Source organism: Pseudolabrys sp. Root1462 (assembly GCF_001426945.1).
Taxonomy (GTDB): Bacteria; Pseudomonadota; Alphaproteobacteria; order Rhizobiales; family Xanthobacteraceae; genus Pseudolabrys.
On sequence record NZ_LMFS01000001.1, the window covers coordinates 1,290,975 to 1,303,863 of the forward strand.

A 12,889-nucleotide genomic window follows, 5' to 3' on the forward strand; every position below is an offset into this window, starting at 1 on the left:
CTACGCCTGCGTAGCCTCGAAGGCGGCGAGCGCATGCTGGCGCATGCCGCTGACCGGCTCGACCGGCTGGCGGGCGCGCTCGTCGATGCTGATCAGCGCGTCGCGCTGTCTGGCCGACGACAGATGCGGACCGAGATCGCGCAGCAGGCCGTCGGTCACGCCGTAGAGCCAGCCGTGCAGATGCAGTTTCTGGCCGCGGTTCCAGGCCTTCTCGACCGTCGGGATCGCCGCGATGCGACGCACCTGCATCTCGACATTGAGTTCGCACATCCGGTTGATGCGCGCCTCCGGATCGGGGATGGCGTCGAACAGGCTGCGGTGCTTGCGGTACAGCATGGTGATCGGCTGCAGCCAGTGATCGACCAGCGCGGTGCGCTCGTCGCCGAGCGCGCGCTGGATGCCGCCGCAGCCGTAATGGCCGCAGACGATGACGTGCTCGATGCGGAGGATCTCGATGGCGTATTCGAGCACCGAAAGCAGGTTCATGTCGCTGGTGTGCACCATGTTGGCGATGTTGCGCTGGACGAAAACCTCGCCCGGGTCGAGGCCTAGCACATCGTTGGCGGTGACGCGGCTGTCGGAGCAGCCGATCCATAACAGCTTCGGATTCTGGATGCCGGCCATGCGCACGAAATAACCGGGATCGTCGCGCGTCTTGGCCTGCGCCCAAGCGACATTGCGATCGAACAAGTGATCGAGGCACATGGCGTCACCGCCTCAGGCTGTCACGGTCCGATCGTTCGCGGCTCGAGCCGTGGCCCACCAGGCCTTTTGCTGCCAGCCAGCGCAAAACATCGGCCTGCGACACCTCGCATTCGTCGGCCATGCCGCCGGCGAAATGCCGCCACTGGTCGAGGTTGCGATAGGGCACACCGACAATGAGCGGAATGTCGAGCAGCACCGCGCGGCCGAGCACGTCACGCAGACCGCCGCCTTCGGCTTCGACTTTGCCGAACTTGTTGAGGACGATGAGGTCGAGATCCTGGTCGAGCGCGTCGACCAGCAGTCCCGCCGCGTCGACCAGCCGGCTGTGATCGAGCCGGCAGCCGCGCGCCGCCGGTCCGCGTTCCTCGGACAACTGGAAACGCGTGCGCGAGTACAATTCCTCGACCGCCATGTCGCATTTGGTGCGGCCGGGCACGTCCGTGTTGATCTGCACGAGACCTGCGATGGTGACGCCGTCGTCGCGCAGCCGGTAGGCGGTGTCGGCGATCAGGCGGTCGGCGGCAAAGCCGTCGGAGTAGGTCACCGCGAGGATGTTATGAGAGGCCGAGGCCATGGTGCCGTCCTATGCGTGCAGCGCGCTGGCGAAGGCGCGCTTCAGGTAGATCGCCGCCGGATCGACCGACTGGCCGATCTGCCCGAGCAGGGTGACCCATTCCTCTTCCGAAGCGGCGTCGGAATAGCGCCGGACCGCGGCCTGGCTGAAGGTGGCGAGGTCCATGCCTGCGCTCTCGGCGCGGTCGGACATCGCGGTGAGCAGCGCCAGATCGCCGACGCTCACGATGACTTCGGCGGCGGCTGCGTCGTCGGTCAGTTGTCGTATGATGTCGCCCAGCAGCATGGCTGTCTCCGTTAATTCACGCGGTGGTCGGCGGCGCCGGCCAGCGCGATGCCTTCGATCTGCGCCGCCGACACCAGCCGCGCGATGTATTGTGCCTGGGCGCGGTGCATGACGCTGTCGCGCAGATAGCCGGCGATGCGCTCAGCCACCGCCTCGAAGGGCAGGGTGCGGCCGTCGTGGCGGCGCGCGAGTTGGATGATGTGCAAGCCGTAACGGGTGGCGACCGGCGTGGCGCTGATTTCGCCAGGCGACATTGCGGCGAGCGCCTCGGCGAATTCCGGCGTCACCTGATCGGCGGTGAGCTGGCCGAGATTGCCGCCTTGTGCCGCCGACGGACAGCGCGAATGCGTACGCGCCAAATCGGCGAAGCTCTCCGGTTTGCCGCGCAAGGTCGCAAGCGCCGCCTCGGCATCGGCTTGCGCCTGGGCATAGGCCGCTTCATCCGCCGGCAGCGCGGCGAACAGGATATGCGCCGCCTCGTAAATGTCGGGGGAGGCGAACCGCGCCTTGTTGTTGTCGTAGTAACGCTGGCAGGTCGCTTCGTCCGGCTCCGGCACCGCGACCTCGTGCTCGACCACGCCGCGCATCAGCGCTTCGTCATCGGTCTCGCGACGGCCGTCCTCGGTCAGCGGCTCCGGCGTCAGGCCGAGCGCTGCCGCGCGCTGCAGCAGCAGTTCGCGCACGACCAGCGCCCGCGCCGCCTGTTGCCAGGCGGCGGCGGGCTTGTCGGCGGGGTGGTTCTGCATTTCGCGGATAATATCGTCACGCCCAATTGTGACGCCGTTGACGCGCACGGGCACCGGCTTGGGCGCGCTCTTGCCGGCAACGTTCACTTCGATCGAGACCGACATGATGCTTACTCCGCCGGAATCATCGGGCGCCGCGTACGCACGACCTGGTAGCCGCGACGGCCGAGATACCAGACCGGCGCGCTCCAGATGTGGACGAGGCGCGTGAACGGGAACAGCAGGAAGATGGTCATGCCGAGGAACAGGTGCGCCTTGAAGATCGGGTGCACGTCGGCGATCAGCGCCGAGACGCCCGGCTGCAAGGTGAGGATGCCCTGCGCCCAGGTCATGAACTTCACCATCTCATGGCCGTCGAGATGATGCAGCGACACATAGATGGTGCCGAGCCCGAGGATGAGCTGCGCGTAGAGAATGAGCAGAATGGCGATATCGCCGAATGACGACGTGGTGCGGATGCGGGCGTCGAACAGGCGGCGGTGCACCAGCAGCGTGATGCCGACGAAGCAGGCGACGCCGGCGACGCCGCCGATGCCGATCGCCATCCATTGCTTGAAGGTATGCGAGATGCCGAGGGTGTCGAACACCCAGATCGGCGTCAGCAGCCCGACTAGGTGGCCGGCGAAGATCAGGAGGATGCCGACATGGAACAGGTTGGAGCCCCAGGTCAGTTGCTTGCGCCGCAGGAGCTGGCTCGATCCCGAGCGCCAGGTGTATTGCTCGCGGTCGAAGCGCACGAGGCTGCCGAGCAGGAACACGGTGAGGCAGAGGTAAGGGTACCAGCCGAAGACGATGTGATTGATCATGTCACGCATGGTCGTTTCCTTACGAACGCGGGCGTTGGGGCATGTCGGGAGCAGGGCGCATGGCGCCGCGCACGCGGGCAACGATGCCGTCCTTGCAGCCGTCGCCGGAGCCGGGACCGAAATTGACCGGCTCGTCCTCCCAGGCGGCATCGAGGGCCGCGAGGTCGTTGGCGTCGGGGTCCGGCAACTGCAACAGCGCCGAGACTTCGGCGTCTTTCGGCTTCGCCGTGGACAGTGCGACCAACGCACGGAACGCCGCTTCGTAAGCGGAGTCACGCTTGCGCAGCCGCTCGGCTATCGCGGCGAAGATATGCGCCGGCTGGCCAAGCGTCTCGCAGGCCTCCTTGAGCGGCCGGGTGGCGAGGTATTCAAGGAACAGCGGCAGGAAGTCGGGCAGCTCGGCCGCGCTCATATAGAGACCGGCCTCTTCGTACTGGCCCTTGAGGTCGATCATGGCCTGGCCGCGGTCGCGGCTTTCGCCGTGAACGTGCTCGAACAGATGCAGCGACAGCGAGCGCGTGCGATCGAACAGCAGCACATAGCGCTCCTGCAGGTCGTAGAGATCGCCGGTACCGATGTCGTCTACCAGCGCCTGCAGATCGGTGCGCACGCGGCGAGGGATGAGCGAGTCAGCGGCGAGCACGGTGCCGATCACGCCCGACACGCTCTGGATCTCGGCGGTCGGATAAGTCAGCAGCGCGGATAGTGCCTTGAGGGTGAGATTCATCACACCACCTCCATCGGAGTCTTGGCGCGCTTCGGCGTGCCGAACAGATTGGTCTCGGACGAGCCGCCGGAGCAGCCATTGCCGAACGAGAAGCCGCAGGAGCCGCGCATGTCGTAGGCATCCTCGTTGATCTCGCGGTGGGCCGTGGGGATGACGAAACGATCCTCGTAATTGGCAATCGCCATCACGTGATACATGTCGTCGATCTGCTGGCCGGTGAGGCCGACGCGTCTGGCGATGTTTTCGTCGATGACACCGTCGATCGTCTTCGCCCGCATGTAGGCGCGCATCGCCAGCATGCGTTCCAGACCGAGCGCCACCGGCTCTTCCTTGCCGGCGGTCAGCAGGTTGGCGAGATACTTGAGGGGGATGCGCAAGGAGCGCACGTCCGGCATCTCGCCGTCATGGCCGATCTTGCCGGCCTGCGCTGCCGACTGGATGGGCGACAGCGGCGGCACGTACCAGACCATCGGCAGCGTGCGGTATTCGGGATGGAGCGGGAAGGCGACCTTCCACTCCATCGCCATCTTGTAGACGGGCGAGCGCCGCGCACCTTCGAGCCAGTTCTCGCTGATTCCGTCGCGACGCGCCTGCTCGATCACCTTCGGATCGTGCGGGTTGAGAAACACGCCGAGCTGGGCGTCGTAGAGGTCCTGCTCGTTCGGCACGCTGGCCGCTTCCTCGATGCGATCCGCGTCATAAAGCACGACGCCGAGATAGCGGATGCGGCCGACGCAGGTCTCCGAGCACACCGTCGGCTGGCCGGCCTCGATGCGCGGGTAGCAGAAGATGCACTTCTCGGATTTGCCGCTCGACCAGTTGTAATAGATCTTCTTGTAGGGGCAGCCGGACACGCACATGCGCCAGCCGCGGCACTTGTCCTGATCGATGAGGACGATGCCGTCTTCCTCGCGCTTGTAGATGGCGCCCGAAGGGCAGGCCGCCGCGCAGGTCGGGTTGAGGCAGTGCTCGCACAGCCGCGGCAGGTACATCATGAAGGTGTTTTCGAACTGGCCGTAGATGTCCTTCTGCACGCCCTCGAAATTGACGTCCTTCGAGCGCTTGGCGAACTCGGTGCCGAGGATTTCCTCCCAGTTCGGACCCCACTCGATCTTCTCCATGCGCTCGCCGGTGATCAGCGATCGCGGCCGTGCCGTCGGCGAGGCCTTGAGCTCCGGCGCGTTCTGCAGGTGCTCGTAATCGAAGGTGAACGGCTCGTAGTAGTCGTCGATTTCCGGCAGGTCCGGGTTGGCGAAGATGTTCGCCAGCACCCGCCATTTCGAGCCGATGCGCGGTTCGATCTTGCCGTTCTTCTTGCGCCGCCAGCCGCCGTTCCAGCGGCTCTGGTTCTCCCACTCCTTGGGATAGCCGATGCCGGGCTTGGTCTCGACGTTGTTGAACCAGGCATATTCCATGCCCTCGCGGTTGGTCCACACGTTCTTGCAGGTGACGGAACAGGTGTGGCAGCCGATGCATTTGTCGAGGTTCAGCACCATCGCGATTTGTGCGCGGATTTTCATTCTGCGGCCTCCAGTTTGGTCTCAGGCGCATTTTTAGGCGCGACGGTGAGCGGTTCGGGCTGATCGGCGGTCGGCTTGTCGAGCCAATCGACGGTTTTCATCTTGCGGATGATGACGAATTCATCGCGGTTGGTGCCGATCGTTCCATAGTAGTTGAAGCCGTAGGCCTGCTGGGCATAGCCGCCGATCATGTGCGTCGGCTTGACGACCACGCGCGTCACCGAGTTATGGATGCCGCCGCGCTGGCCGGTTACTTCCGAGCCGGGCACGTTCACGATCTTTTCTTGTGCGTGATACATCATGCACATGCCGTCTTTGACGCGCTGCGAGACGACGGCGCGTGCGACCAGTGCGCCGTTCGAGTTGTAGGCCTCGATCCAGTCATTGTCGGCGATGCCGACCTTCTTGGCGTCGTTCTCGCTGATCCAGACGATCGGCCCGCCGCGCGACAGCGTGAGCATCAACAGGTTGTCGGTGTAGGTGGAGTGGATGCCCCACTTCTGATGCGGCGTGATGAAGTTGAGGACGATCTGCTTTTCGCCATTCGGCTTGGTATCGATCACCGGCTTGACCGCCTTGAGATCGACCGGCGGGCGATAGACGCACAGCGCTTCGCCGAACGCCCGCATCCACAGATGATCCTGGTAAAGCTGCTGGCGGCCGGACAGGGTGCGCCATGGGATCAGTTCGTGGACGTTGGTGTAGCCGGCGTTGTAGCAGACCTTCTCGGACTCCAGGCCGGACCAGGTCGGCGCCGAGATGATCTTGCGCGGCTGGGCCACCACGTCGCGGAAGCGGATCTTCTCGTCTTCCTTCGGAATGGCGAGATGGGTGTGGTCGAGACCGGTGGTCTTCCCCAGCGCGTCCCAGGCCTTGACCGCGACTTCGCCGTTGGTCTCCGGCGCCAGCGACAGGATCACTTCGGTGGCGTCGATGTCGGTGTCGATGCGGGCGAGGCCCTTGGTCGCGCCTTCCTCGGTCACTTCGCCGTTGAGGCGCTTCAGCAGTTCGACCTCGTGCTCGGTGTTCCAGGCCATGCCCTTCACGCCGTTGCCGAGCTTCTGCATCAGCGGGCCGAGCGCGGTGAAGCGCTTGTAGAGGTTCGGATAGTCGCGCTCGACCACTGTCACCGCCGGCATGGTCTTGCCGGGGATCGGATCGATTTCGCCTTTCTTCCATTCCTTGACGTCGAGCGCCTGCGCGATCTCGCCAGGCGAGTCGTGCTGGATCGGCGTCATCACCACGTCCTTCTCGACGCCCAGCACTTCGGGCGAGACGCGCGAGAACGCCTTGGCGATGGCCTTGTAGATCTCCCAGTCGCTCTTGGCCTCCCACACCGGGTCCACCGCGGACGTCAGCGGATGGATGAAGGGATGCATGTCGGAGGTGTTGAGATCGTTCTTTTCGTACCAGGTGGCGGTCGGCAGCACGATGTCCGAGTAGACGCAGGTCGTGGACATGCGGAAGTCGAGCGTCACGAGCAGATCGAGCTTTCCTTTCGGAGCGTCGTCGTGCCAGGCGACTTCCTTCGGCTTCTTCTTGCCGGTTTCGCCGAGATCCTTGCCTTGCACGCCATGGGTGGTGCCGAGCAGGTGCTTGAGGAAATATTCGTGGCCCTTGCCCGAGGAGCCGAGCAGGTTGGAGCGCCACACGAACATGTTGCGCGGCCAATTGTCGGGATGGTCCGGGTCCTCGCAGGCCATCTGCAGCTCGCCGGACTTAAGCCCCTTGGAGACGTAGTCCTTGGGCTCCAGGCCCGCGGCCTGCGCCTTGGCGGCGAGGTCCAGCGGGTTCTGCCTGAGCTGCGGTGCCGATGGCAGCCAGCCCATGCGCTCGGCGCGCACATTATAATCGATCAGCGCGCCGTCCCACGGACCGGCAGGCGCCGTCGGCGACAGGATCTCCTCGACGCCGACAGTCTCGTAGCGCCACTGATCGGTGTGAGCGTAGAAGAAGGACGTCGAATTCTGCTGGCGCGGCGGCCGGCCCCAGTCGAGGCCGAAGGCCAGCGGCAGCCATCCGGATTGCGGCCGCAGCTTCTCCTGTCCGACGTAATGCGACCAGCCGCCGCCCGACTGACCGACGCAACCGCACATCACCAGCATGTTGATGGCGCCGCGGTAGTTCATGTCGCAGTGGTACCAGTGGTTCATGGCGGCGCCGATGATGATCATCGAGCGCCCCTTGGTCTTCTCGGCGTTGAGGGCGAATTCGCGCGCCGTGGTGATGATCTGGTCGCGCGGCACGCCGGTGATCTTCTCGGCCCAGGCCGGCGTATAGGGCACGTTCTCGTCGTACGACTTGGCGACGTGCGCGCCGCCGAAGCCGCGGTCGATGCCGTAATTGGCGACGAACAGGTCGTAGACGGTGGCGACCAGCTTCTCGCCGTCCTTGAGCGCGACGAGCTTGGCGGGGACCTTGCGTGTCAGCACGCTCGGATGGTCGGTGCCGGCGAAGTGGTCATGCTCGCGGTTGCCGAAATAGGGGAAATCGACATCGGCGAGTTCGTCACGGTCGTCGGCGAAGGAGAGTTGCAGCTTGGTGGCTTCGCCGTCGGACTTCTTCTCCTCGAGATTCCACTTGCCCTTCTCGCCCCAGCGGAAACCGACGGAGCCGCGCGGCGCGACGATGCTCTTGCTCGCTTCGTCGAATGCGACGGTCTTCCACTCGGGATTGTTGGTTTCGCCGAGGTCGCCGGTGAAGTCGGAGGCTCGCAACAGCCGCCCGGGCACCAGCCTACCGTTCTGCTTCACGAGCTCCACCAGCATCGGCATGTCGGTGTACTGGCGGACATAGTCGCCAAAGTAGGGGACCTGCCGGTCGATGTGGAATTCGCGCAGAATAACGTGGCCCATCGCCATGGCGAGCGCGGCGTCGGTGCCTTGCTTCACCGAGATCCACAGATCGGCGAACTTGGAAGCTTCCGAATAGTCCGGGCAGATGACGACGCTCTTGGCGCCGCGGTAGCGCGCCTCGGTATAGAAGTGAGCGTCCGGCGTGCGCGTCTGCGGCACGTTGGAGCCCCACAGGATCAGGAAGCCCGAATTGTACCAGTCGGCGCTCTCGGGCACGTCGGTCTGCTCGCCCCAGGTTTGCGGCGAGGCGGGCGGCAGGTCGCAGTACCAGTCGTAGAACGACATGCAGACGCCGCCGAGCAGCGACAGGTAGCGCGAGCCGGCGGCATAGGAGACCATCGACATCGCCGGGATCGGTGAAAAGCCGATGACGCGGTCGGGGCCGTGCTTCTTCACGGTATAGGCGTTGGCCGCGGCAATGATTTCGGTGACTTCGTCCCAGGTGGCGCGCACGAAGCCGCCGAGGCCGCGCTTGGAGACGTAAGCTTCGCGTTTCGCCGGCTCTTCGACGATGGAGGCCCAGGCCGCGACCGGCGTGCGCACGACGCGCGCCTCGCGCCAGAGCTTGAGTAGCCGCGAGCGCACCAGCGGATATTTCACGCGGTTGCCGGAGTATAGATACCAGGAGTAGCTGGCGCCGCGCGAGCAGCCGCGCGGCTCATGGTTCGGCAACTCCGGCCGCGTGCGCGGATAATCGGTCTGCTGCGTCTCCCAGGTGACGATGCCGCCCTTGACGTAGATCTTCCACGAGCAGGAGCCGGTGCAGTTGGCGCCGTGCGTCGAGCGAACGATCTTGTCGTGCTGCCAGCGCTTGCGATAGCCGTCCTCCCAGCGCCGGTCTTCGTGGGTGAGGATGCCGTGGCCGTCGGAGAACGGCTCGTCGCCGCGATTGAAGAAGGTCAGTCGATCGAGGAAATGGCTCATAGTTCTACTGTCCTTGTCATTCGGCGGGTTGTGCGGCGGCGGGCGGACGCGGTGCGGACGGCGGCAATGCGATGCGGTGCTCGACGTCGTAGAGCAGGCCGCCGCGGCGCGTGTAGAACCACCAGGTGGCGGCGAGGCAGGTGACGTAGAAGGCGAGGAAGCCCCACAGCGCGGCCTGCACGCCGCCGGTCATGGTGATCGAGGTGCCGTAGGCCTTCGGGACGAAGAAGGCGCCGAAGGCCGCGATCGCCGAGGTGAAGCCGGTGATCGCCGCCGATTCCTTCTCGGCCTGACGCAGCCGCGTGTCGCGATCCGCGGTCGGCATCAGCCGGTCCATCTCCTTGCGCATGATGTTGGGGATCATCTGGAAGGTCGAGGCGTTGCCGACGCCGGCGGCGAAGAACAGCACCAGGAACATCGCGAAGAAGCCCCAGAACGCGTAGGGCTGATCCTTGATGCCGAGGAAGTAGAGGACGCCGAGTACGCCCACCATCATCATGATCCAGACCCACATGGTGACGCGGCCGCCGCCGAACTTGTCGGAGACCCAGCCCGTTGCCGAGCGCGACAAGGCGCCGACCAGCGGACCGACGAAGACGAAGGCCAGCGCATCGACCGCCGGGAACTGCGTCTTGGCCAGCAGCGGAAAGCCGGCGGAGTAGCCGATGAACGAACCGAAGGTGCCGGTGTAGAGCCAGCACATCACCCAGTTGTGCTTGCGCTCGAAGATCACCGCCTGCTCGCTGAACGATGCCTTGGCGGACGCGATGTCGTTCATGCCGAACCAGCAGGCGAAGGCGCTGGCGGCGATGAACGGCACCCAGATGAAGCCGGCATTCTGCAGCCACAGCTTTCCGGTCGCGCTGATCGGCTGCGGATCGCCGCCGAGCCAGCCGAACACGCCGGCCGTGATGACGATCGGGATGACGAACTGCACGACGCTGACGCCGAGATTGCCGAGGCCGGCATTCAGCGCAAGGGCGTTGCCCTTCTCCGCCTTCGGGAAGAAGAAGGAGATATTGGCCATTGACGAGGCGAAGTTGCCGCCGCCGAGACCGCAGAGCAGCGCGAGGCCGAGGAAGATGAAGTAGGGCGTCTCGGGATGCTGCACGACGTAGCCGATGCCGACCGCGGGGATGATCAGCGACCAGGTCGCCAGCGTGGTCCACAGGCGGCCGCCGAAGATCGGCACCATGAAGGAGTAGAAGATCCGCAGCACCGCGCCGGAAATGCCCGGCAGCGCCGCCAGCCAGAACAGCTCATCGGTGGTGAACTTGAAGCCGACCGCCGGCAGCTTGGCGACCACCACCGACCAGACCTGCCAGACCGCGAAGGACAGCAGCAGCGCCGGGATCGAGAGCCACAGATTGCGGCGGGCGATGGCCCGGCCCGATGTCTCCCAGAAGGTTTTGTCTTCCGGGCGCCAGTCGGTGAGGATCTTGCCGGAGAGCGCACCGATGTGTTCGGGCTTGTGGATCTCCTGCATCTCGGGCAGTTCGGGCAGCTTCTGCAGCGCCGCGCCGACGACGCCGCGCTCCATCTGACGGATGGCGAGATGCATCCAGATCAGCGCGCCGGTGACCAGGACGAACAGCAGCATGAAGCAGCTCGTCTGAATGCCGGTGAGATCGTTGAGCGCGCCGAAGGCGATCGGCAGCACGAAGCCGCCGAGCCCGCCGATCATGCCGACGAGGCCGCCGACCGAGCCGACATTCTTTGGATAGTAAACGGGGATGTGCTTGTAGACGGCGGCCTTGCCCAGCGCCATGAAGAAGCCGAGCACGAACACGGTGACGATGAACGGCGTGAACCCCATCTCCATGTGGAACGAAATCGGCCCGCTGATGGTGCGCACGACGTAGTCCGTCGGCGGGTAGGACAGGATGAAGGTGCAGAGCACGCTGACCAGAAAGGTCCAGTACATCACGCGCCGCGCTCCGTAACGGTCGGAGAGGTGGCCGCCGTAGACGCGGAAGAGACTGGCCGGCAACGAGAACATGGCGGCCGCCATACCCGCGGTCTTGATGTCGACGCCGTAGACGGCGATCAGATAACGCGGCAGCCACAGCGACAGCGCCACGAAGGCACCGAACACGAAGAAGTAATAGAGTGCGAAGCGCCAGACCTGGATGTTCTTCAAGGGCGCAAGCTCGAGCCAGGCGCTGGTCGGCTTCTCGCCGCGCGCGCGGCGGGCGCGCAGCACCGGATCGTCGTCGGTGGTGAACCAGTAGACGACCGCCATCACCGCAATGCCGACGGCCCAGACCTGCGCCGTCACCTGCCAGCCGTAGGCGACCAGCACAAAGGGCGCGACGAACTTGGTGACCGCGGCGCCGACATTGCCGGCGCCGAAGATGCCGAGCGCCGTGCCCTGTTTCTCCGTCGGATACCAGCGCGACACGTAGGCGACACCGACCGCGAAGGAGCCGCCGGCGATGCCGACGCCGAGCGCCGCCAACAGCATCTGCGGATACGTCTGCGCGTAGGACAGCAGGAAGGTCGCCACCGCTGCCGCCAGCATGGTGACGGTGTAGACGACGCGGCCGCCGTACTGGTCGGTCCAGATGCCCAGCGCCAGCCGGATCAGCGAACCGGTGAGGATTGGCGTGCCGACCAGAAGGCCGAACTCGGTCTCGTTGAGATTGAGCTGCTGTTTGATCTGGACGCCGATGATGGCGAAGATGGTCCAGACGGCGAAGCACACCGTGAACGCGATCGTGGACATCCACAGCGCCCGGCTCTGGCCGGGGGTGGCCGTAGTAATTTGCGTTGGCATGACGAACCCCGTCTTGAATATCGACGGGATCAGGAAGCCTCATCTTACCAATGGCCACTTTGCGTTTGATCAACTCGACTTGGCGACTCTCAGAATTAAAACGTAATTGATCTTCGATATTCTTTGAGTTGACTAAAGCAATAGTGTCACTTGACGTGCATCAAGAGAAACTTAGGCTATAAGGAACTACGGCGCGCCATTGGATAAGCGCGACCTGGAGAACTCACGAATGCCAGTTCGTCTTGCTGATACCCCCGCGATTCGTGCGTTGCCGCTGTTCAGCGAGATGTCCGAGCAGAGCTTCGCCGAGATGATGGATCGATCGATGCTGCAGCGCTTTCCGGCGCGCGCGGACATCATCAGGGAAGGCGAGATGCCGGATTTTCTCTACGTTGTCGTCGAAGGCACTATCGATCTGTTCGCGACCCGCGACGGCGTCGAATCGACGATCGACATTCTCTATCCAGTATCCAGCTTCATTCTCGCAGCCGTCGTTCGCGACGAGCCTTATCTGAAATCGGCGCGCACGCTGGCGCCGTCGCAATTGCTCATGGTGCCGTCCCAGGTCGTGCGCGACACCTTCACCCGCGATGCGGCATTTGCGCGCGGCATCGTCGGCGAACTGGCCGCGCGCTATCGCAGCGTGACGCGCGTGCTGAAGAACGACCGTATGCTGAGTTCGACCGAGCGGCTCGCCAGTTGGGTTCTCAGTTCGGCGCGGCGGGCGGGCCGCGACTCGTTCGAGTTGCCGCTGGAGAAGAGGAAGCTTGCCTCTTATCTCGGCATGACGCCGGAAAGTTACTCGCGCGGCATGACCGCGCTCGAGCAGCACGGCGTCAGCAGCCACGGCGCCACGATCACGGTTACCGATGCCGCTCGGCTCAAGGAGTTCGTGCGGCCGGCCATGAATGAAGACATCTGACGGATAGAGTCTGCGGCGCTGCCGACCCGGCCTGATCTAGATCAATATG

Annotated in this window: 10 protein-coding genes; 1 reads left to right on the top strand and 9 read right to left on the bottom strand. The window is 64.6% G+C overall.

The genetic code is table 11. The features are described 5' to 3' along the window. Genes ASD45_RS06205 through ASD45_RS06245 form a run of 9 tightly spaced genes read right to left on the bottom strand, consistent with a single transcriptional unit; the run spans position 1 to position 11,918 of the window. Entirely contained in the window at positions 1–705 is a 705-nt protein-coding gene (locus ASD45_RS06205; RefSeq protein WP_082540686.1) for a carbonic anhydrase, read from the bottom strand. Positions 706–709: 4 nt separating this feature from the next. Next, entirely contained in the window at positions 710–1,279 is a 570-nt protein-coding gene (locus ASD45_RS06210) for a DUF2478 domain-containing protein (RefSeq protein WP_056910690.1), read from the bottom strand. Positions 1,280–1,288: 9 nt separating this feature from the next. Next, a complete protein-coding gene (locus ASD45_RS06215) occupies positions 1,289–1,564 on the bottom strand; it encodes a hypothetical protein (protein WP_056910691.1) in 276 nt (91 codons plus the stop codon). An 11-nt stretch (positions 1,565–1,575) separates the two neighbouring features. After that, entirely contained in the window at positions 1,576–2,415 is an 840-nt protein-coding gene (locus tag ASD45_RS06220) for a peptidylprolyl isomerase (RefSeq protein WP_200949645.1), read from the bottom strand. Between the two features lie 5 nt (positions 2,416–2,420). Continuing rightward, positions 2,421–3,125, bottom strand: coding sequence for a respiratory nitrate reductase subunit gamma (gene narI, locus ASD45_RS06225; protein WP_056910692.1), 705 nt, complete (start codon positions 3,123–3,125; stop codon positions 2,421–2,423). A 10-nt stretch (positions 3,126–3,135) separates the two neighbouring features. Next, positions 3,136–3,843, bottom strand: coding sequence for a nitrate reductase molybdenum cofactor assembly chaperone (narJ, locus tag ASD45_RS06230; protein WP_056910693.1), 708 nt, complete (start codon positions 3,841–3,843; stop codon positions 3,136–3,138). Then, the gene (gene narH / locus ASD45_RS06235; protein WP_056910694.1) at positions 3,843–5,363 is read right to left on the bottom strand and encodes a nitrate reductase subunit beta; all 1,521 of its coding nucleotides are present in this window, start codon (positions 5,361–5,363) and stop codon (positions 3,843–3,845) included. Before narH ends, narJ begins: the two co-directional genes overlap by 1 nt. Then, positions 5,360–9,142, bottom strand: a complete 3,783-nt coding sequence (locus ASD45_RS06240) for a nitrate reductase subunit alpha (RefSeq protein ID WP_056910695.1) — start codon at positions 9,140–9,142, stop codon at positions 5,360–5,362. Before ASD45_RS06240 ends, narH begins: the two co-directional genes overlap by 4 nt. A gap of 16 nt (positions 9,143–9,158) precedes the next feature. Further along, the gene (locus ASD45_RS06245; RefSeq protein WP_082540687.1) at positions 9,159–11,918 is read right to left on the bottom strand and encodes an MFS transporter; all 2,760 of its coding nucleotides are present in this window, start codon (positions 11,916–11,918) and stop codon (positions 9,159–9,161) included. Positions 11,919–12,147: 229 nt separating this feature from the next. Between ASD45_RS06245 and ASD45_RS06250 the strand changes: the two genes are divergently transcribed. Next, positions 12,148–12,840, top strand: a complete 693-nt coding sequence (locus ASD45_RS06250; protein WP_082540688.1) for a helix-turn-helix domain-containing protein — start codon at positions 12,148–12,150, stop codon at positions 12,838–12,840. Positions 12,841–12,889 lie beyond the last annotated feature (49 nt).